This window comes from Haloactinospora alba, assembly GCF_006717075.1.
Lineage (GTDB): Bacteria > Actinomycetota > Actinomycetes > Streptosporangiales > Streptosporangiaceae > Haloactinospora > Haloactinospora alba.
Genome location: NZ_VFQC01000001.1, coordinates 2,487,325 through 2,507,322 on the forward strand (window position 1 = coordinate 2,487,325; position 19,998 = coordinate 2,507,322).

Below are 19,998 nucleotides of genomic sequence, written 5' to 3' on the forward strand. Positions count from 1 at the left end.
GCCAGCGCCGCGTCGCGGGACCGTTCCCGCCGCTCCGCCGCACCCCTACTGTGTGTCCGCTCGCACCGACCGGCGGTAGAGGTGGCAACGTTCCGGGTAACACGGCGGACGTCGTATGCTCGAGCTGTGCGCATCGCTCTCGTTGACTCCGGGCTCGGGATGCTGTCGACCGCTGCCGCGTTACGCGCCGCACGCCCCGACGCCGACCTCGTGCTGTCCATGGACCCCGATCACATGCCGTGGGGACCGCGCTCCCCCGAGGACGTGATCGGACGCGCACTGGCGGGAGCGCGAGCGGCGATGGATCCGCCTCCCGCCGCCGGCAGCGACGGCTCTCCGGCCCCGCGCCCCGATGCGGTGGTCGTGCCCTGCAACACCGCGTCGGTACACGGACTGTCCGCGCTGCGCGCCGAGTTCGAACCCGACATTCCCGTCGTCGGCACTGTTCCACCGATCAAACCCGCCGCCGAGGCGGGTTCCCCCATCGCCGTGTGGGCTACCGCAGCAACCACGCACAGCCGCTACCAGAACAGCCTGATAGCGTCCTTCGCCCCGGACACGGCGGTAGCCCAGGTGGCGTGCGTGGGGCTCGCCGAGGCCGTCGAGAGCGCGGACCGGCGCGCGGTGGCCGGGGCGGTACGGCGGGCCGCCGAACGCACTCCCGGCGACACCACCAGTGTCGTCCTCGGCTGTACCCACTACGACCTGGTGAGCGCCAGTATCTCCGCCGCGCTGGGGCCTGACGTTCCCCTGTTCACCGCCGCCGACGCGGTCGCGGCACAGACGCTGCGCAGGATCGGAACATTCCCCGACCGGGACGCGTCGCCCACGGGAAGCACCGTGGTCCTCGCCAGCGGGAGGCGCGCCGGGCTTCCCACCGCGGCTCTCCGGTACTCGGCGGGAGCTTCCCTGCTCCGCTCGGGAGGGGCCGTGTCCTCCTGACCCGTCACCCGCCTCAGCGGGTGGGCTCGGGAGAGGCAGCGGCCTCGGTCAGCGTCCGCACCAGCGTACGCACGCCGGCCATGTCGTTGTCGCGGAGCAACGTCTCCAGGAGGGACAGCGCCGCCTTCTGGTCGCCCGGCGCCTGGTGCACGTGCCGCCAGTGCGGCTCCGCCGCCGCGTCGGTCAGCATCAGCGTCCTTCCCACCTGACCGAGCGCGTTGAGCAGGGAACTGTCGTCCGGACGCTGGGCCAGCGCGGCCACCACGACGTCGGCCTGCCGTTCCGGGTCCCGGTGCTGCGAGGCTTGTTGGCGCAGGTGGTCGAGCGCGTCCCCGGCGGGAACCGGCAGCTCGACCGGGGGGATGCGGTCGACCTCCTCCCGGGCTTCGGACAGGTCGGCCGCCATGTCATCGCTGCGGCGCACCGCCGCCAGGGCCCGCCGGGCGCGCTGAAGGGCGCCCTGGGCGGTCCAGCGCGCTCCGCGGGCCGCCGCCAGCCGGGCGGCCGCCAGGGAAAGCTCCAGGCACGGGCGGTACGCGCCCACCCGCTCGCAGTAGCGCGACCACGTCGTGATCCGCACCCCGAGCTGCCAGTCGTTGTCGAGCGCACCCACCGCCACGAGGTGCTCAGCCGCCTCCGCCCATCCGGGACGCAACCGGGGGTGCTGTTCCGCCTCCCCGACGTCGGGAAGCGCCTCCCGGGCCTCCTGCGGGGAACACTGTCCGGTCCGGGCGAGCCAGGCCACCAGCCGCGACCGTTCGAGGCGAAGCCGGCGGTGGGCGTCGGCGTTGGCCGCGCCGCGGGGCCACGTGCTGAGCGCGGCGAGATGGTCCAGGATCTGCAGCGCTTCCGTGTACCGGTCCTGGTGACGCAGCGCACGAAGGTAGCCGAAACCGTAGGCCGGGCTCACGTCGGTACCAGCGGCCCGGGCTTCCTCCGCCCGCACGTCCAGGTTCCGCACGGCCTCGTCGGGCCGCTCGTCGTCAACCAGCATGTCGCAGTGGGCCAGTACCAGCGACTCCCAGGCGGGCTCCCCGGGACGGGTGTGCGCCATCGCCTCGGCCAACAGCGCGGCCCGGTCCGCCGCGTACCCCGGACCGTCGATGTTGGACTGGCAGACCAGTACGTTCTCCGCGGCGCACACGGCCGGGGGGCACCCCTCGTTCCTTTCCGGGGCGTGGGCCGCGCGCACCCGGGACTGCGTTTCCTCCAGCACCGAGGTGCCCTCTCCCCGGTCCCCCACGCGCGCCGCGAGCGGCCAGTGCTCCAGATAGCTCTCCACCCACTCGTGTCCGGCGAGGGAGCGCGCGGAGCGCAGGGCAACCGGCAGCTCGGCGTTGATCTGGGACACGTCGCCCGCCGCGGCGAGCTGCGGCATCCGTTCCACTGCCTCGGCCAGAGCCGTGTTCCCGTGCGCGCGCAGCTCCTGCGCGGCGTTGTCCACCCACGTCCACAGTGTCATCGAACGGTTGGCGCGGAGTTCCCCACCGTCAGGTGGAGGAGGACGCGCCGTCCTCCTTTCTGGTGTAGGCATAGCCGCCCGTACGCGGCAGCGCACGGGTGTGTCCCGTTGGCGAGTGCTCCGGCCCGTGCCGCGGGTGGCGGTGGCGAGCGCCCACCCGCGGCAGCGCGGGCGGGCGGCTGGGAGGGCCGCGCCACGGCGTCCGCCGGCCGAGGGCTGCGGCACGGGTCCCGGAGGGGTCCCGCCGGCCACGCACAGCCCGATGGGCCCGCTGCCCCACGAACGTGGCCACCCGGTCACCTCCCTCCGCGGCGGCTGGTGCCGACGGCGCCGGGCCCCACCGGCAGGGCCGGGGTTTTCCGTATTCCGGCCGGGGGACCCGTTGCCTCCCCCTCCTCAGCACGGGATACGACCGAATGTAGCAGCGCAGTCACACAAAAGCAGGAGATCCGCGAAAACTCCGTATGGTACGACGGATAGAATCGACTCCAGCAGGTTCGAGGCGATCACGAGATACCGAGACGTACCAGCACTGCGGTACCGACGGGAGCGCGACGACCATGGGATGGCGAGACCGGTTCAGGCTGCGCAAGGCGAGACGGCAGAGCAAAGCCCGGTTCGACCGTGCCGCCGAGGACTCCGACATCAAGGCGCTCAAGGAGTTCGCCACGAGCAGGGTGGGCGTGGAGTTCTTCGTCGAGCCCGAGACGTTCGCTACGAGCACCACCGCTGTCGCGGTCGCCACCGACGGGGAGTGGACGCGGCGCCGCGTGGGATCGCCGGAGGTCATTCGGCGGGTCGCGCACGAACTCGCCCTTCCGGTGTACGACGTGCAGGTGGTCGGCTACCCGAACCGGATGCGGGAGTGGACCGCACGCAACAAACGCAACCCCTGAGTACCACGGGGCAACGCCGCGGGGTGCGCCCGAAATGCGCACAACGACCGCGGGCAGCTCATAGCCTCGAGCCATGACTTCCCCGAACAAGGGCGGGATGCCCGCGTGGTTACCGCGGGCCATGATCCTGGCGGTGGGTATCGTCCTCGCCGTCGGTGTGGCCGGCTGGTTGTTCCTGCAGCTTCAGGGGCTCCTGGTCCTCCTGCTGATCTCGCTGTTCCTCGCGCTCGCCCTGGAACCGGCGGTGAACTGGCTGAACCAGCACCGGTGGCCACGAGGGCTGGCGACCGGTGCGGTGATGCTCGTGGCCTTCGGCATCATCTTCTCGTTCTTCACCGTCCTGGGCGCGATGCTGATCGGCCAGATACTGGACTTCGCCGACACGCTGCCCGCGATGACCCGAGAGCTGCTGGCGTGGGTCAACGACACGTTCAACACCGACTTCGCCCCGGACACCCTGTTGCGGGAGGTCGCGGACGCCAGCGGGCGGCTCGACGAGTACGCGTCCAGCCTGGCCGGGAACGCGTGGGGGGCCGGCACCCAGCTCCTCGTCCTGCTGTTCAACGGGCTCACCATCGCGCTGTTCACCTTCTACCTCACCGCGGACGGCCCGCGATTCCGGCGCGCGCTGTGCTCGGTGCTTCCGCCGCGCAGCCAGCGGGAGGTGCTGCGCGCCTGGGAGATCGCGATCAGCAAGACCGGCGGCTACATCTACTCGCGGGCGCTGCTGGCGCTGATCTCCATGGCAGCGCACTATGTCGCCCTGCTGGTCCTCGACGTCCACTACGCGTTCGCGCTGGCGCTGTGGGTGGGGGTGCTGTCGCAGTTCATCCCCACGGTCGGCACGTACATCGGCGGGGCGGTACCGGTCCTGGTCGCGCTGCTCCAGGGGCCGTGGCCGGCACTGTGGATGCTGGTCTTCATCACCCTCTACCAGCAGCTGGAGAACTATCTCCTGCAGCCACGTATCACCGCCAGGACCCTGGACATGCACCCGGCGGTAGCTTTCGGGACGGTTCTCGCCGGAGCCGCGGTCCTCGGAGCGCCGGGGGCGCTGCTGGCGCTTCCCGCGGGGGCGAGCCTGCAGGCTTTCGTGGGCCTGTACATCAAGCGCTACGCGGTCGCCGAGCACCCGTTGCTCACCACTTCCGGTGAGGAGGACAGCGGTACGGACAGGTCCGGGAGGAAGGCGGGCACCGCCGGCACCGCCGCGGCGAAGGAACCCCCCGACGAGGACTCCGGAACCTCCCCTCCCCGGCGGGGCGACGGGCCGGAGAGGGAGTGAGCGTCCCCGGGGATCGCCCACCCGCGTCGGACAGGCAGCACGGCACGACAGGTATACCGAAGTTTGGGGCATCGATACCGACACTTTGCCGGGGCTCCGGGAGAGACCCGGTTCCCTAACGAGGGGGTCGCATCGCATACTCACCGGGGAGGGGAGTTACGGATGAAGCAGGATCTCACAGCTCTGTGCTGCGAATGCGGGGCCAGCCGCCAGGTCAGTTCCTACCGCGGTATCGGGGAGGCCCAGTCCGCCTACGGACTCGCCCGGTGCGTCGTTTGGCGGATGTGCGCCGCCTGCGGGTACCGCACCTACCACGCCTACCTGCGCAACGACGAGGACCGGGACGAGCTGGAGGACGCGCTCCGACTCGACGAGGAGCTCGCCACGGAAGCCCTCGACGAGGAGGTCGAACAGCTCCGGCTGTGCGGCGTCGACATCGGCCACGCCCCCGTTCCCGCGATCTGGGACGGGCAGTCGGTGGGAATGGTCACCCAGCGGTTGACCGACCACTCCTACGCCATCGTGCTCGATCCGCACTCCTCCGTGGCGGCACGGCTCAAACTCGTCGACATGCTGTGGAACGAGCTCACCATCGGTGACCATGAGGACCGCTGGTACATACAACCCTCCGACGACGAGACACCGGGCTATGCCGTACGGCTCTTCGGCTACCGGCTGCGTCGTTGACCGCGAGCCGGCCCGCGCGTCGGACTACCCGACAGCCGTCCGCTCGGCGAGGCGGCGCAGTGCTCCCCGCGGAACCTCCGGGTCGGTTGTCGCCCAGTACGGCGGCAGGGAGGAGCGCAGGAACCCGGAATAGCGGGCGGTGGCCAACCGCGGGTCCAGGACGGCGACCACTCCCCGATCCTCGGCCGACCGCAGCAGTCTGCCGGTGCCCTGGGCCAGCAACAGTGCCGCGTGGGTCGCCGCCACCGCCATGAACCCGTTGCCGCCGCTGGCCGCCACGGCCCGCTGGCGGGCCGAGGCGAGCGGGTCGTCGGGGCGCGGGAAGGGGATACGGTCCACGATCACCAACTGCAACGACGGCCCGGGAACGTCGACCCCCTGCCACAGGGACAGCGTCCCGAACAGGCAGGATTGCTCGTCCTCCGCGAACTTCTCGACCAGCTGACCGGTGGAGTCCTCTCCCTGACACAGGACCGGCACGGACAACCGCTCCCGCAGCTCCTCCGCGGCCTGGTTCGCGCCGCGCGTGGAGGAGAACAACCCGAGGGTGCGCCCGCCGGCCGCCTCGATCAGCTCGGCGATCTCGGTCACGTATCCCGGGTCGAGTCCGTCCCGTCCGGGTTGCGGCAGGTGTTTGGCCACGTAGAGGATCCCGCTGCGGGCGTGGTCGAACGGCGAGCCGACGTCCAGCCCTCGCCAACGGTGCCCGCCGGAGCCGCCCGTGTCCTCACCGGAACCACCGGTATCGCCCTCACCCTCGCCGCTCGCCGGGGCGGCTTCCTGCCGCCCCTCCTGGTCGAGCCCCCACTGTGCCGCCAACGGAGCGAACGACCCGCCGAGGGCCAGCGTGGCCGAGGTCAGTACGGTGGTGCGTTCGTCGAACAGTTTCTCCCGCAGTAGTCCACCCACGCGCAACGGCGCCACGTGCAGGGCCGGGGCGCGCTTCGGCCCCTTGTCGAGCCACACGACGTCGGTGCGCTCCGGCAGCGGCGGCTCCACGGAGGAGAGGATCCGCGCGGCGGCGTCGTGCACCTCCTCGAGCGCCGACAGGGCGAGTCTGCGCTCCTGGGCGGTGTCCGCCTCGTACTCGCTCGCCGGGCCGATGTCGGTGATGCAGCCGTGCGCGGTGTCCCGGACGCGGCTCACCGCCCCGGCGAGCCCCTCGGTGATATGGTCGAGCCTTCCCGCGTCGACCTCGCCGAACATCAGTGCCAGCCCCTCGCCGGCCTCGGTGAGCCGCTCCACGGCTTCGGCGTCGCACAACCGCGCTGCCCGTTTGGCGGCGGCGTTCACCGCGCGTTCCCCCAATACCCCCGTGGCCACCGAGGTCACCCGGTCCACCAGCTCGTGCGCCTCGTCGATCATCAGGACCTGGTGGTCGGGCAGGAGCTGGTATCCCTGCATCGCAGCGATGGCGAGTATCGCGTGGTTGGTGACGACGATGTCGGCGCCGGAGGCGTCAGCGCGCGCTTGTTCGGCGAAGCACTCCTGGCCGAACGGGCACGTGTTCGCGCCCACGCACTCGGCCGAGGAGACGGACACCTGTCGCCACGCCAGGTCGCTGACGCCCGGCACGATCTCGTCCCGGTCACCGGTGACGGTCTCCTCCGCCCACTCGCGCAGCCGCTTGACCTGCCGCCCCAGGGAGGAGAGCTGTTGCGCGTCGAACAGTTCCGCACCGTCGGGGTCAGCCTCACCGGCCGTCTGCAGCCGGCTGCGGCACAGGTAGTTCCCGCGGCCCTTGAGGATGGCGAACGTGGGTTCGCGGTCCAGCAACGGCGTCAACGCCGCGGCGACCCTGGGCAGGTCGCGTTCGACGAGTTGGCGCTGCAGCGCGATGGTAGCGGTCGAGACCACCACGGTGGTCTCCTGCGCCATCGCGAAACGGATCGCGGGAACCAGGTAGGCCAGGGATTTCCCCGTTCCGGTCCCCGCCTGCACCACGAGGTGCTCCTCTTCCGAGATCGCGGTGTCCACCGCGTCCGCCATGGCCACCTGGCCGTCTCGGCGCGTTCCGCCCACAGCGCGCACGGCGGTGTCCAGCATCGTGTCGACGTCGGGAAGTTCAGCCACACACGCGACGTTACCGTGCCACGGCCGACTCCGCGCCGGCGTCCCCGAACCGTCCCGGTCCGACGGGTCACTGCCGCTGTTCGGTGATGCTCAGCCCGTCGTGCAGGAAGCAGAAGTGGTCCCGCACGTCCTGCCCGTCCTTCAACGGGTCCGAGTAGCACCACGCGACGTCGGCGAGCTCGTCGTGTCCGACGCGCAGGTTCCAGTACGAAGCGGGACCCTTGTACGGGCAGTACCGTTTCGTGCGGCTGGGTTCCAGGAACTCCCGCCGAACGTCGCCGGGAGGCAGGTAGTAGCGGTTGGGCAGCCCCGTCTCGGAGAGCACCATCGGGTTCGCGCTCAGCGCGATCACCTCGTCCCCGTAGGCGACGCGCACCAGGGTGGTCGACGGCCGGGCGTCGACACGGTGGAACGGGTCCCGCAGGTGCCCGTGCACCCGTTCCCCCTCGTCGAACCACGCGTCGGCGGCTCCCCAGTACAGGGAACGCAGGCCACGCAGCCACGCGGCTTCGGGGGTCGGGGACGGGTAGGCCCAGACCGCGTTCCGGACGGAACGCCCGCCGGACGTCATGTGCCAGTAGACGGCGTCCCCCTTGTACGGGCAGTGCGTGGTGTGCTCGCTGGCGGTGAGGACGGACGGGTCGATGTCCCCCTCGGGGACGTACAGCACCGGCAGCAGACCGGTCTCGTGCAGCAGCACGCCGTTGCGGGAGTCGAGCACGGTACGCCCGCCCAACTCCGCTCGTACCCGGCGCGGGAAGGTGTTCGCGTAGAGCGCCCGGCCGGGTGAGGTGATCGTGTAGTTGGCGGTGCCGGGACTGTCGTCGGCCAGCGGCCCGCCACCGAGCGTCAGAGACATGGAGCTTCCTTCGGGACGGCGAAAAACCACGGTCGGCGGTGTTATGCCCTGGTACACGCGTTCTCACCGTCGCGCGACGGGACAGGAAACGGCTCGGCCCCGGAACAGCCCTCCCGTGGCCCGTACGCGCACGGTGGGTCCAACGAAAAAAGGGGAACAGCCTGCCGACTGTTCCCCTCACGGGTGGAGCTATGGGGATTCGAACCCCAGACCTCCTCCATGCCATGGAGGCGCGCTACCAACTGCGCCATAGCCCCTGGATACCGGTCTCATCCTACCCTATTCCCAGGACTCTGCGAACCGGCCTCCGGATGCCCCCTCTGGAACCACCACCGACCGCCGATCGCAGCTCGGGATGTCCGCTCCGACCGCGAGCGAACGCCCTGTGGAGCTATGGGGATTCGAACCCCAGACCTCCTCCATGCCATGGAGGCGCGCTACCAACTGCGCCATAGCCCCGTGTCGGCGGGACGACTGCTCCCCGCCAACACTCAGTACAATAACGGAGCACACCGGATTCGTCGAACCAGCCGCCGCAAGCCGAGCTACCGGTCGTCTCCCAGAACCCGTTCCTCGGGCAGGCTGGCGGCGTTGTGCTCCAGCAGCCGCCAGCCTCCCGAGTGCAACGGCCCGAGCAGGGACCAGCAGCAGTTGCCCAACGGCCCGAGGACCTCGCGCTGCTCCGGCGCCAGTCCCAACAGCCGGTTGATGGCGGCCCGCAGGGACGCACCGTGGCTGACAACGGCCAGCAGCCCGCCGTCCGGAACCGTCTCCAGTCCGCGTTCGATCGCGTCGCGCATACGCTCGCCGACCGTTTCCAGGTCCTCGCCCCCGGGGATGGCCATCCGCGTGTACTCCTCCGGCCAGGAGGCGCGGATCTCCGACATCGTCAGCCCTTCCCACGGGCCGCCGTTGCGTTCCCGCAGCCTCTTGTCACGTTCGACCGGTGTCCCCAGCTGCTCGGCGAGCCTCTCCGCCGTGTCCGCCGCGCGCCGCAGGTCCGAGGAGATGATCGCGTCCGGCCTGAGGCGCGCGAGCAGCCGTGCCGCGTGCGCGGCCTGCGCCTGCCCTCGCCCGTCCAACGGGATGTCGGTCTGGCCCTGGAAACGCTTCTCCGCGTTCCAGCTCGTCTGACCGTGCCGCCAGCAGATGATGCGCCGGGTCTCGGACACAGGGGGCCTCCCTCGGGTGCGGACGAATGAAGAGTGACCGGGTAACTGCCGAAAGCGGGAGGCGCCCGTTACGCGTCCTCGGTGTCGGTATCCGTACGCGGCCGCCCCTCGGAACCCTCGGGCAGGGGGATGGTGGGGCAATCCTTCCACAGCCGTTCCAGGCCGTAGCGGCCGCGTTCCTCCTCATGCTGGATGTGTACGACGATCTCGGCGTAGTCCAGCAGTATCCAGCGGCCGTCGCGTTCGCCCTCGCGGCGCACTGGTTTGGCGTCCGTCCGGCGTCGCAGGCGGTCCTCGATCTCGTCGACGACGGAGCGCACCTGGCGGTCGTTGGGGGCAGAGCACAGCAAGAACGCGTCAGTGATGACCAGCTGGTCACTGACGTCGTAAGCGACGATCTCCTGCGCGAGTTTCTCGGCCGCGGCCTCAGCGGCGATATGCACCAGCTCGACGGCCCTGTCCGTGGCGGTCACGATGTAGCAGCAGCCTCCCTGGGACACTACCTCGCGTTCTGCGCGTCGAGGTAGAGTCCGGTCTTGTTGACGTAGCGGACGATACCATCGGGAACCAGGTACCAGATGGGTTCGCCCTTCCGGACGCGTTCCCGGCACTCGGTCGAGGATATGGCCAACGCGGGGATCTCCACGAGGCTGACCTTGCCGTTCGGCAGGTCCGTGTCGCTGAGCCGGTGTCCGGGACGGTTACAGCCTACGAAATGTGCGAGCTCGAACAGTTCGTCAACGTTTTGCCAGCTCAGAATGGAACCCAGCGCGTCGGCGCCGGTGATGAAGAACAGGTCCACGTCCGCGCCGTACATCCGGCGCATTTCGCGCAGGGTGTCGATGGTGTAGGTGGGCCCGTCGCGGTCGACCTCGATCCGGCTCACCCTGAACTGCGGGTTCTCCGCTGTCGCGATCACCGTCATCAGGTAACGGTCCTCTGCCGCGGCCACCTTCGAGAGATCCTTCTGGTACGGCTGACCGGTGGGGACGAAGACGACCTCGTCCAGCCGGTACAAGTGCGCGACCTCACTCGCCGCTACGAGGTGCCCGTGATGGATCGGGTCGAACGTCCCGCCCATGATCCCCACCCGGCGCGGACCCGACTGCCGTACTGGAGCCCCACCCGGAGTGTTCGCTGCGTCGTTCGCCACCGTCGCGCTCCGTTTCGTTCCGGATATCCGGATTCCTTGACCGGTGCCGAGGCTAGTGCACCACCACACGCGTCTCTTCCAGCACCTACCCGACACGCGCGCGGAAATCGCGTCATATCTTGAATCCGGAAACCATGGCGTGCGGCTGTCCACGAGGCATAACATGCGAGCATGTCCACCAACACTCCAGACCGCACCCGGGTACGACTCTCCGACATCAGCTCCCGCGCCTACGAGCATCCGGCCGACCGGGGGGCACTGGTGGCCCTGCGCTCCCTGCGCGGGTTCGACGAGGTGTTCAAGCGACTCTCCGGCCTGTTCAACGAGCGCGCCCTGCGCCTGCTCTTCCTCGCCGGAGCGGTACGGGTCAGCGAACGCCAGTTCTCCGACGTCCACGACTACGTCCGGGACGCCGCCTACGTCCTCGACCTGGACGAGGTGCCCGAGCTCTACATCCAGCAGGACCCCAAACCCAACGCCATGGCCATCGGCAGCCAGAAACCGTTCATGGTCATGACCACGGGTCTGTTCGACCTGCTCGACGCCGAGGAGCAGCGGTTCGTCGTCGGCCACGAGGTCGGCCACATCCTCTCCGGGCACGCCGTCTACCGGACCATGCTGCTCGCGCTCATCCGTCTGGCCTCACGCGTCGCCTGGATCCCGCTGGGGTATATCGGGCTCCGGGCGATCGTCACCGCTCTGGAGGAGTGGCACCGCAAGTCCGAGCTCTCCTGCGACCGTGCGGGGCTGCTCGCCGCGCAGAACCCGGAGTCCGCCAAACGCGCCCTCATGAAGATGGCGGGCGGCTCGCGCCTGGCGGAGATGAACCCGGACGCCTTCCTGGAGCAGGCAGCGGAGTACGACCGCGGAGGCGACGCCCGGGACAGTGTCATCAAGCTGCTCAGCCTGATGGGTCAGACGCACCCGTTCGCCGTCATCCGGATGGCCGAACTCGACCGCTGGATCTCCGACGGTTCCTACGAACAGGTGCTCCAGGGCAACTACCCGCGCCGCGACACCGACCGGGACGCTTCCATCGGTGAGGAGGCCCGCAACGCCGCCAACTCCTACAAGGAGTCCTGGAACCGTTCCGAGGACCCGCTGCTGGGCACCCTGAAGGACGTCGCGGGCAGCGCCGCCAACGCGGGCGGCAGGATCTTCGACACGGTGGCCGAACGGTGGAAGGGCTCCGGCCGCCGCGACGACAGTGACCGCGGCGGCGACGGAGACTCCTCCGCGCGCTAGCTCCCGTCGGGCGCCGGCCCGCTTCAGCGCCCGTGGGAGTCCGGACGGTGGTGGACGTACTCGAGGACGGTCCCGTCGGGGTGGCGCGCGTTGAACGCCCTCCCCGTCGGAACCTCCCGGGGACCGAACAGGATCTCGGCTCCCTCCGCTACGAGCCGCTCGTAGTAGGGGCGGATGTCGGCGACAAGCAGCGTTGCCGACGTCGTTCTGAACGGGCGCAGGTCCCGGGCGCTCCCCGCGATGACCAGGAAGGAACCGACGGCGGCCAGCCGCAGCCCCATCTCCGGGAACGGAAAGCGCATGTCGGCCGTTGTCTCCTGCAACCGTTCGTAGTACCGGACGGTCTCCTCCAGATCGCCGGCGTCGACGAAGACCCGGACCAGCACGCGCGGTTCGGTGAGTTCCGACGAGTCGGCGGCTCGGCGCCACACGCGTTCGTTCGCTTCGTTTCTTCCCATGCCGGACATGCTGGTGCGCCGCGCGCGGCGCACCAGGCAGGGAAACCTACTGTTAGTCCGCCTCATAGGATCGTGCGGCATGGACAACGCCCAGAGTCACGCTCTCGGAGCCTTCCTGCGCGCACCGGGAACGGGTCCCTCCGAAGGAGGCGGGCGTGAACGTCGGCGCCAGGCGGCGCACCCCCGGACTGCGGCGTGAGGAGGTCGCCGCTCTCTCCGGGGTGAGCCTGGCCTGGTACACCTGGTTGGAACAGGGCAGGGTCGCGACCTCGCGCCAGGTGATCGACGCGGTGGCACGCGCGCTGCGCCTGGAGGCGGCACAGCACCGCCACGCGCTGGAACTCGCGGGTTTCCACGCGCACGGCCGGGACGAGACCACCGCGGGGGCCGGCTCCCGCCTCGCCCGCCTCATCGACGGTTGGAACGACGTGCCGGCCGTGCTCCTCGACTGGCGCATGGACATCCTGCACAGCAACCCGGCGTACCGGGAACAGTGGCCCGAGCCCGAGGCGGTTCCCCCGCCCGGCGCAACCTGCTGCTGGCGCTGACGGGCGAGCCCTGGCGGCTGCAGCGCAGTGCCCCTGGGCGTGACTTTGTGGGCGGCCTGTTCGGGCGGTTCCGCGCCGGTTACGACCGCGCCCCGCACGACGGGCGGGCCGCCGAGATCGTCGCGCTTCTCACCGAGGAGCGTCCCTCTCTCACCGGGCAGTGGCGGTGTCGGGCCGTGGGCGAGCCCGCCCCGTGCGTCGTGGAGACCGACGGTGGCGGGCGGCGCCCCCGCACGGTGGCATGCGCGCTCCTCCGGCCCGACGGTACGGACGGCACCGCCGTCCTGACGGTGAGCGGCGCGGCCCCCTCCCCACCGGTGCCGTGGGACGGGTGAGGGCACTCCCCGGCAACACCGTGGGACGGAACCGCCGCTTCCGCCCCACGGCTCGTTCGGAGGGCCCCGCCAGAGCCGGGCCCGGTTGGCGGAGGCCGGTCGCCGAGTGGCTCCTAGGGTTTGCGGCCAACGCCGCCGGTCATGAACCGCGCCGCTACCGACGTGCTGTCGCGCACGATCCCGTCGGGGCGCCACAGCGGCAGCGGAACCAGCCCGGGCAGGAGGATCTCCAGGCCGTCGAAGAACCGTTCCAGCTCCTCCTGGGTGCGGACCCGGCCGCTGCCGAGCTGCTCCAGGAGGACGCGTTCCAGTTCCTGGCTCTCCGGGGCGTCGCCGAGCCGGGTGAAGTTGGTGATGAAGAAGAACGACCCGGACGGCACGGCCGCACGCAGGGTGTCGACGATACCGCCCGGGTCCTCCTCGTCGAGGATGTGGTGCAGTATCCCGCACAGCATCACGCACACCGGCTGTTCGAGGTCGATCAGCGAACGCACGTCGGGATGGTCCAGGACCTCCCGGGGTTCGCGGATGTCGGCGGTGACGACCCTCGTGTTCGGGTTGTCCTCCAGGAGGGCGTGGCCGTGGACCAGCACCAGCGGGTCGTCGTCGACGTAGACCACCCTGGCCTCGGGGTTCGCCTCCTGGGCGACCTCGTGGGTGTTGCGCACCGTCGGCAGGCCCGAGCCCAGGTCGAGGAACTGGGTTATGCCCTCTTCCCTGGCCAGGTACCGGACCACCCGGTCCAGCATGGCGCGGTTGTGCAGCGCGATGTCCTTCAGCTCCGGCATCACGTCCAGGCTGGCCTGGGCTACCTGCCGGTCTACGGCGTAGTTGTCCTTGCCGTTGAGCATCACGTCGTAGACGCGTGCCGCGGTGGGAACACCGAAGTCGTAGTCGTTCCCGCTGCCGCCCGAGGGCGCGGTGGACACGCCGCTGGTGGCGGGAGGCTCCGGTCCGGAGTCAGTCATGGGGGGCTCCTTGTTGTCCGAAAACGCCGCGAACACGGGCATCGTAGCGGTTTCCGCATCAATGCTGCATAAGAAACGACTTCCTGGTTACCGGATTGATGGACGTACCGTTATCCGAGCATTACCGCACGTGCCCGTCCCCGGTGACGACGTACTTCGTGGATGTCATCTCCGGAAGCCCCATCGGGCCGCGGGCGTGCAGCTTCTGGTTCGAGATCCCGATCTCCGCGCCGAAACCGAACTCGCCGCCGTCGGTGAACCGGGTGGAGGCGTTGACCATGACCGCGGCCGCGTCCACCCGGGAGGTGAAGTGGCGCGCCGCCGCCTGCGAGTCGGTCACGATCGCCTCCGTGTGCCGGGTGGAATGGGTGCGGATGTGTCCGAGGGCCTCGTCCATCGAGTCCACCACCCGCACGGCGAGGTCCGCGGACAGGTACTCGGTGGCCCAGTCCTCCTCGGTGGCCGCGACCACCGTCTCGTCCCACTCCTGGACCCGTTCGTCGCCGTGTACGGTGACGTCCAGCTCCCGCAGGGAACGCAGCACCCGGGGTAGGACGCGTTCGGCGATCCCGGCGTGCACCAGCAGCGTCTCCGCGGTGTTGCACGTGGAGTAGCGCTGCGTCTTGGCGTTCACCGCCACCGCCACGGCCTTCTCCGGATCAGCGGCCTCGTCGACGTACACGTGGCAGTTGCCCTCCCCAGTCTCGACCACCGGAACGGCGGACTCCCGCACCACGGTCCGGATCAGGGAGGCGCCCCCGCGCGGGATGAGCACGTCCACCAGACCGCGCTCCCGCATGAGCGCCTGCGCCGACTCCCGGCCGCTTCCCGGTACGAGCTGCACCGCGTCCGCGGGAACCGCCGTTTTCTCCACGGCGCCGCGCAGCACCTCGACGATACGGCTGTTGGACGCGTACGCCGAGGACGATCCGCGGAGCAGCGCCGCGTTCCCGCTCTTCAGGCACAACGCCGCGGCGTCGGCGGTGACGTTGGGCCGCCCCTCGTAGATGATGCCGATCACGCCGAGCGGAACACGGATCTGGCGCAGCTCCAGCCCGTTGGGAAGAACGTTGCCGCGCAGCACCTCGCCCACCGGGTCCGGGAGATCGGCTATGGCACGTACCGCCTCGGCGATACCGCCGACCCGTTCCCGGGAGAGAGCGAGCCGGTCGATAACGGCCTCCGTCTCCCCCGCCTCACGTGCGCGGGAGATGTCCTGGGCGTTGGCGGACACGATCGACTCGGCGTTGTCCACCAGAGCGTCGGCCATGGCGGACAACGCCTCGTCCTTCGCCGCCCGGGTGAGCGGGGCGAGCTCCGCCGCCGCCTCCTGGGAACGCTGGGCTGCGGCATGGACCGCGCGCTCGGTGTCGGTCATTCCCTCGTTCGCCCTTCCGGATTCTCTGGCTGGTGGTCCGACCGTCAGCCTAGTGCCTGTCCGACGGCCCCCGCCCGTCGGACGGGACGCTGCCCCTCGCCGCCTCGGGACCGGGCCGACGCTCGTCTCGTTCCCGCACAGCGGGGTTCTTAGTGTTTTTCCGGACAGCGGATAAACAACGGCGGTACCTTGTCCCCGTTCCGGGAGGCACGTTGCGAGGAGGGGAACCATTGTCGGTGTGCCCCAACGGTGGCGAGCACGATTGGGTGCTGCACAGCGACCGGAGGTTCCGTTGCGCCAAGTGCGGTGCGGAGAGCGCCCGCCGGGTGTGAGCACCGCCCTTCCTCGGGGGCTCCCGGTTCCGGTAGCGCACGACCCTCGCTGGTCAAGCGGGGTGTTCCGTGCCCTCCTGGACGGTGGTGCCGTCGTAGGCGGCCCGCCAGGTGACGGGCGCGTTGAGATAGCGGGCCAGGTGGCGTGCCCAGCCCCGCAACGGGGCGAACGTGTCCGCTCCCGGTGCCAGCACCGTGCGCCCCTGGTAGAGCACACCGTCCAGCTCAAGCACCGCCCCGTCCCGCAGCAGCTCGGTGTCGTACTCGTAGGTGGTGGGCAGCATGGGCGCAGCCTAAACCGCGCGGTTCCCGCACACCACCTCCCCTCCCGCGGTTCCGCGGCGGTACAGCGGCGCGGCGCGCCCCGGGTGCGGTGAGTGGCGTCCCTCATCGCGCCGCCGGGAATCCCGGACCGTCGGCCGCGGTTGCATGTTGTCGCGAGCACGCGGCGCCCTGCCGACGACCGGGTCCCGACTGGCGGAACGGGGCCTCCCTCGACCGACGGGAACATCGCCGGCGCGGTGCCGACCGTGCCGCACAGCAGGACAGGCGTCCATCGGACGGGACCCTAGTGGAAGGCGCAACCATGTACCCCCTGTGGAGCAGTGACCGGTTCGACCTCGAGTCCTACCTGGCGTTCATCGGCTACGACGGTGGACGCGCACCGGACCTGGCCACCCTGCGGGCGCTGCACCGCGCGCACGTGCTGTCGGTGCCGTTCGAGAACCTCGAGGTGATCCTCGGGCGCGGCGTTTCCCTGGACCTCGCCGCGATCCAGGACAAAGTGCTCCCGGGCCGACGCGGCGGGTACTGCTACGAGCACGTCACCCTGTTCGCCGCCGCCCTGGAACGCCTCGGGTTCGGCGTCACCGGTCTCGTCGGGCGCGCCCGCATGGGGCAGGACAGGCTCACCCCCGCCACACACGCGCTACTGCGGGTCGAGACGGCCGAAACCCCAGAGACCGGACAGGTGTGGATCAGCGACGTCGGATTCGGCGCCAGCCCGCTGACCCCCATCGAACTGGCCGACGGCGCGGAGGCCGGGGCCGGGGACTGGCGGTACCGTCTCGAACGCGGTCCCGTCGCCCCCGGAACCGAGGGCTGGATACTGTACGAGTGGCGGTCCAGCGGGTGGTTCGACCGGCACGGGTTCGGACTCACGCCCCAGTTCCCCGTCGACTACACCGTGGGCAACCACTACATCGCCACCCACCCTCGTTCCCCTTTCGCGCAGCGCCCCTTCCTGCAGCGCGTCTTCGACGACCGGCTGCACGTACTGGACGGCCGGACCCTGACCACGGCGCTTCCGGGGCAGGACGCGTCGCGGCAGGAGACGCGGGAGTTGGAGGCCGGCGAGGTTCCCGCCGCTCTGACGGACCTATTCGGAGTCGAGCTTCAGCGCGCGGACGCCGAGGCGCTCGTCTCCCGGCTCACGGGCTGATCCCCGGCCCCGGCCGGGGATCCGGGGTCGTCTCCGGCCTCCCCGGCGAGGAGCAGGACCAGGTCGTCCCGGTGCACGATCTCGCGGTGGTACTCCGGCCCGTGTTCACGTACCAGCCAGCGGGTGGAACGCCCCATCAGCTCGGGGATCTCCGCGGAGCCGTAGTTCACCAGCCCACGCGCCACGATCCTGCCGTCCTCGTCCCGCAGGTCCACCGGGTCGCCCGCCGCGAACTCCCCGTCGACGCTCACCACGCCCGCGGGCAGGAGCGAGGCGTTCTCCCGCACCACGGCGCGCACCGCTCCGGGGTCGAGGACGACACTCCCCCGGCCCGCTGTCGCGTGCGCGAGCCAGAGCCGCCGGACCGACGGGCGCCGCTGGTCGACAGCCGAGAACAGGGTCCCCACCGGCTCCCCCGCGAGCACGGCGCGAAGGTTGGTCGCCGAGGTCAGCACCGTGGGGACTCCGGCTTCCGTGGCGATACGGGCCGACTCCACCTTGGTCGCCATACCGCCGGTTCCCACACCGCGTTTCCCCACACTCCCGATGTCCACGCCCTCCAGGTCCCGGGGGCCCCTCACCTCGGCGATCCGTCGCGTTCCGGGACGGGAGGGGTTCCCGTCGTAGAGGGCGTCCACGTCGGAGAGCAGCAGCAGGGCGTCGGCGTGGATGAGGTGCGCGACCAGCGCGGCGAGCCTGTCGTTGTCCCCGAAACGGATCTCGTGCGTGGCGACCGTGTCGTTCTCGTTGATGATCGGCACCGACCCCATGTCCAGCAGACGACGCAGTGTGCGTCGCGCGTTGAGGTGCTGCACGCGCCGCATGAGGTCCTCCACCGTAAGGAGGACCTGTCCGGCGGTGAGGTCGTGCCGGGACAGCTCGGCCGTGTAGTGCGCCACCAGCAGCCCCTGTCCGACGCTCGCGGCGGCCTGTTGGGTAGCCAGGTCGCGTGGGCGTGCCGCCAGCCCCAGGGGAGTCATGCCGGCGGCCACCGCGCCCGAGGAGACGAGCACCAGCTCGGTCCCGCCGGACCGGCGTTCGGCCAGGACCTCGACCAGTTCGCTGATGCGTTCCCGGTCGATGCGGCCGGCGGGTGTGGTCAGCGACGAGGAGCCCACCTTCACCACGATCCGCTGGGCCCGGGCGATCCTCGACAGCTTTCCCGTTGTTTCGCCTTCTTCCGACTGTTGGTCGTGCACGACCGTTCCTCCCGTCGCAGTGCCGTGACAGGCTGGAAAGAGGACTCCCGCGCGGTGTCAGCCTAGCCGGGGATCACTACCGCGCGGGCCTGCCGGTGACTGGCCCGGCGTCGCGCTCGGGTCCCAGTCGAAGACGACGGAGTCGTCCTCGTCACCGATGTAGACCTCAGCTCCGTCAGCGGCGCCCGCCTCGGCCAGGGCTTCCTCGATACCCAACCGGTTGAGGCGGTCCGAGAGGTAGCCGACAGCCTCGTCGTTGGTGAAGTCGGTCTGGCGCACCCAGCGCGCCGGCTTGTCCCCGCGGATCCGGAAGGTGTTGTCCCCGAGCGGCACCACCTCGAACGGTGTCTCGCCCATCCGGGGCGGGCGCAGCACTGTGCGGCTGGGTTCCGGTTCCGGAGCGGCCGCGCGGGCGGCTTCGACGTGTTCGGCCATGGCGTAGGAAAGCTCACGCAGCCCGGTATGGGTCGCGGCGGACACGCGGATCACGCGCAACCCCCGCTCGTGCAGCATCGGGGTGACGATGTCGGCGAGTTCCTGCGCGTCGGGAACGTCCACCTTGTTGAGTACGACGATCCGCGGACGGTCGGTGAGGTCGATTCCGGTCTGCTCGCCGTAGGCGGCCAGCTCCTCCTCGATCGCGTCCATGTCGCTCACCGGGTCGCGTCCCGGCTCGTAGGTGGCGCAGTCCAGGACGTGGACCAGGGTCGAGCACCGTTCCACGTGCCGCAGGAAGTTCAGCCCGAGCCCCCGTCCGGAGCTCGCCCCCGGGATGAGACCGGGAACGTCGGCTACCACGTACTGCGAGGCGTCGGTTTCGACGACGCCGAGGTTCGGGATCAGGGTGGTGAACGGGTAGTCGGCGATCTTGGGACGGGCCGCGGAGAGCGCGGCGACCAGCGAGGACTTCCCACCACTGGGGAAACCGATGAGTCCGACGTCCGCGATGGTCTTGAGCTCCAGCCGGACGTCGAACTGTTCGCCCGGCTCGCCTTTCAGCGCGAAACCGGGGGCCTTGCGTTTCGGCGACGCCAGTGCGGCGTTTCCCAGGCCGCCGGTTCCGCCCTTGGCCAGAACGAGCTGCGTGCCGTGTCCTACGAGGTCGGCGACCACGTCGCCGTCGCTGCCCCGCACGACCGTCCCGTCGGGAACGGAGAGGACCAGCTTCTCCCCGTTGGCGCCGTGCCGGTTCGCCCCCTGCCCGGGGGTGCCGTTGCGGGCTTTGCGGTGCGGACGGCGCTGGTACTCGAGAAGCGTGGCGGTGTTGCGGTCGACCTCCAGGACGATGTCACCGCCCTTGCCGCCGTTGCCGCCGTCCGGGCCACCGAAAGCCTTGAACTTCTCCCGATGCACAGAGGCACAGCCGTGCCCGCCGTCCCCGGCCTTGACATGCAAGGCCGCCTCGTCGACGAAATCGGGCATGTGTCCCCTCCCCTGCCCTGCTCCGCCGGGTTCACCACGGTCGTACCGCAGCTGCCGGCCCGGAACGGGCCCTGTGTGATCGGAATACGTGTGGGGCGGGCCAACACCCGTGTTGGCCCGCCCCACACGCCACTACGTCGCCG

The 19,998-nt window shown here is 70.3% G+C and carries 20 protein-coding genes and 2 tRNA genes; 8 read left to right on the top strand and 14 right to left on the bottom strand.

Annotated elements, in window-relative coordinates; genetic code table 11:
* The first annotated feature begins 126 nt into the window (after positions 1-126).
* On the top strand, positions 127-942 hold the full coding sequence (locus FHX37_RS11165; protein WP_141923840.1) for a glutamate racemase: 816 nt from the start codon (positions 127-129) through the stop codon (positions 940-942).
* A 13-nt stretch (positions 943-955) separates the two neighbouring features.
* Here FHX37_RS11165 and FHX37_RS11170 read toward each other — a convergent pair whose 3' ends face one another.
* The gene (locus tag FHX37_RS11170; protein ID WP_141923841.1) at positions 956-2,404 is read right to left on the bottom strand and encodes a hypothetical protein; all 1,449 of its coding nucleotides are present in this window, start codon (positions 2,402-2,404) and stop codon (positions 956-958) included.
* A 560-nt stretch (positions 2,405-2,964) separates the two neighbouring features.
* On the opposite strand from FHX37_RS11170, the gene FHX37_RS11175 reads away from it, so the two are divergent.
* The 3 genes from FHX37_RS11175 to FHX37_RS11185 all read left to right on the top strand — a co-directional run bounded on the left by FHX37_RS11175 (position 2,965) and on the right by FHX37_RS11185 (position 5,272).
* On the top strand, positions 2,965-3,300 hold the full coding sequence (locus FHX37_RS11175) for a hypothetical protein (RefSeq protein ID WP_141923842.1): 336 nt from the start codon (positions 2,965-2,967) through the stop codon (positions 3,298-3,300).
* A 73-nt stretch (positions 3,301-3,373) separates the two neighbouring features.
* A complete protein-coding gene (locus FHX37_RS11180; protein WP_141923843.1) occupies positions 3,374-4,585 on the top strand; it encodes an AI-2E family transporter in 1,212 nt (403 codons plus the stop codon).
* A gap of 162 nt (positions 4,586-4,747) precedes the next feature.
* Positions 4,748-5,272, top strand: a complete 525-nt coding sequence (locus tag FHX37_RS11185) for a DUF6315 family protein (RefSeq protein WP_141923844.1) — start codon at positions 4,748-4,750, stop codon at positions 5,270-5,272.
* Between the two features lie 24 nt (positions 5,273-5,296).
* Here the strand turns inward: FHX37_RS11185 and FHX37_RS11190 are convergent, their stop codons facing one another.
* From FHX37_RS11190 to nadD, 7 genes are all read right to left on the bottom strand, one after another.
* Entirely contained in the window at positions 5,297-7,345 is a 2,049-nt protein-coding gene (locus FHX37_RS11190; protein WP_141923845.1) for an ATP-dependent DNA helicase, read from the bottom strand.
* 67 nt (positions 7,346-7,412) lie between these two features.
* Positions 7,413-8,204: a DUF427 domain-containing protein gene (locus tag FHX37_RS11195; protein ID WP_141923846.1), complete on the bottom strand. Its 792-nt coding sequence runs from the start codon at positions 8,202-8,204 to the stop codon at positions 7,413-7,415.
* A 184-nt stretch (positions 8,205-8,388) separates the two neighbouring features.
* A tRNA-Ala gene (locus FHX37_RS11200) sits at positions 8,389-8,461 on the bottom strand.
* Between the two features lie 129 nt (positions 8,462-8,590).
* Positions 8,591-8,663 (bottom strand) — tRNA-Ala (locus FHX37_RS11205).
* Between the two features lie 86 nt (positions 8,664-8,749).
* Complete coding sequence (locus FHX37_RS11210) at positions 8,750-9,376, bottom strand: histidine phosphatase family protein (RefSeq protein ID WP_141923847.1); 627 nt, start codon at positions 9,374-9,376, stop codon at positions 8,750-8,752.
* Between the two features lie 68 nt (positions 9,377-9,444).
* The gene (gene rsfS / locus FHX37_RS11215) at positions 9,445-9,849 is read right to left on the bottom strand and encodes a ribosome silencing factor (protein ID WP_141923848.1); all 405 of its coding nucleotides are present in this window, start codon (positions 9,847-9,849) and stop codon (positions 9,445-9,447) included.
* Positions 9,850-9,875: 26 nt separating this feature from the next.
* Positions 9,876-10,529, bottom strand: a complete 654-nt coding sequence (gene nadD / locus FHX37_RS11220) for a nicotinate-nucleotide adenylyltransferase (RefSeq protein WP_141923849.1) — start codon at positions 10,527-10,529, stop codon at positions 9,876-9,878.
* A gap of 171 nt (positions 10,530-10,700) precedes the next feature.
* On the opposite strand from nadD, the gene FHX37_RS11225 reads away from it, so the two are divergent.
* Positions 10,701-11,774 (top strand): M48 family metallopeptidase, encoded by a 1,074-nt coding sequence (locus FHX37_RS11225; RefSeq protein WP_141923850.1) that lies wholly within the window; start codon positions 10,701-10,703, stop codon positions 11,772-11,774.
* Between the two features lie 23 nt (positions 11,775-11,797).
* Here FHX37_RS11225 and FHX37_RS11230 read toward each other — a convergent pair whose 3' ends face one another.
* Complete coding sequence (locus tag FHX37_RS11230) at positions 11,798-12,232, bottom strand: VOC family protein (protein WP_141923851.1); 435 nt, start codon at positions 12,230-12,232, stop codon at positions 11,798-11,800.
* Between the two features lie 155 nt (positions 12,233-12,387).
* On the opposite strand from FHX37_RS11230, the gene FHX37_RS11235 reads away from it, so the two are divergent.
* Together FHX37_RS11235 and FHX37_RS11240 are read left to right on the top strand one after the other, a co-directional pair.
* Positions 12,388-12,780 carry a helix-turn-helix domain-containing protein gene (locus tag FHX37_RS11235; protein ID WP_141923852.1) on the top strand — a complete coding sequence of 131 codons (393 nt, stop codon included), beginning with the start codon at positions 12,388-12,390 and terminating at the stop codon, positions 12,778-12,780.
* The gene (locus FHX37_RS11240) at positions 12,726-13,115 is read left to right on the top strand and encodes a hypothetical protein (protein WP_141923853.1); all 390 of its coding nucleotides are present in this window, start codon (positions 12,726-12,728) and stop codon (positions 13,113-13,115) included. Before FHX37_RS11235 ends, FHX37_RS11240 begins: the two co-directional genes overlap by 55 nt.
* A 113-nt stretch (positions 13,116-13,228) precedes the next feature.
* On the opposite strand, the gene FHX37_RS11245 is transcribed toward FHX37_RS11240, so the two are convergent.
* The 3 genes from FHX37_RS11245 to FHX37_RS11255 all read right to left on the bottom strand — a co-directional run bounded on the left by FHX37_RS11245 (position 13,229) and on the right by FHX37_RS11255 (position 16,077).
* Entirely contained in the window at positions 13,229-14,083 is an 855-nt protein-coding gene (locus FHX37_RS11245) for an SAM-dependent methyltransferase (protein ID WP_141923854.1), read from the bottom strand.
* A 121-nt stretch (positions 14,084-14,204) separates the two neighbouring features.
* Positions 14,205-15,461 (bottom strand): glutamate-5-semialdehyde dehydrogenase, encoded by a 1,257-nt coding sequence (locus FHX37_RS11250; protein WP_141923855.1) that lies wholly within the window; start codon positions 15,459-15,461, stop codon positions 14,205-14,207.
* 385 nt (positions 15,462-15,846) lie between these two features.
* The gene (locus FHX37_RS11255; protein ID WP_141923856.1) at positions 15,847-16,077 is read right to left on the bottom strand and encodes a hypothetical protein; all 231 of its coding nucleotides are present in this window, start codon (positions 16,075-16,077) and stop codon (positions 15,847-15,849) included.
* Between the two features lie 302 nt (positions 16,078-16,379).
* Here FHX37_RS11255 and FHX37_RS11260 point away from each other — a divergent pair, with 302 nt between their 5' ends.
* Complete coding sequence (locus FHX37_RS11260; RefSeq protein ID WP_141923857.1) at positions 16,380-17,234, top strand: arylamine N-acetyltransferase family protein; 855 nt, start codon at positions 16,380-16,382, stop codon at positions 17,232-17,234.
* Here FHX37_RS11260 and proB read toward each other — a convergent pair.
* Both proB and obgE read right to left on the bottom strand, forming a co-directional pair.
* Positions 17,189-18,433, bottom strand: a complete 1,245-nt coding sequence (proB, locus tag FHX37_RS11265) for a glutamate 5-kinase (RefSeq protein WP_141923858.1) — start codon at positions 18,431-18,433, stop codon at positions 17,189-17,191. The two genes, FHX37_RS11260 and proB, sit on opposite strands and share 46 nt — an antisense overlap.
* A 57-nt stretch (positions 18,434-18,490) precedes the next feature.
* Positions 18,491-19,855 carry a GTPase ObgE gene (gene obgE, locus FHX37_RS11270; RefSeq protein WP_141923859.1) on the bottom strand — a complete coding sequence of 455 codons (1,365 nt, stop codon included), beginning with the start codon at positions 19,853-19,855 and terminating at the stop codon, positions 18,491-18,493.
* Positions 19,856-19,998 lie beyond the last annotated feature (143 nt).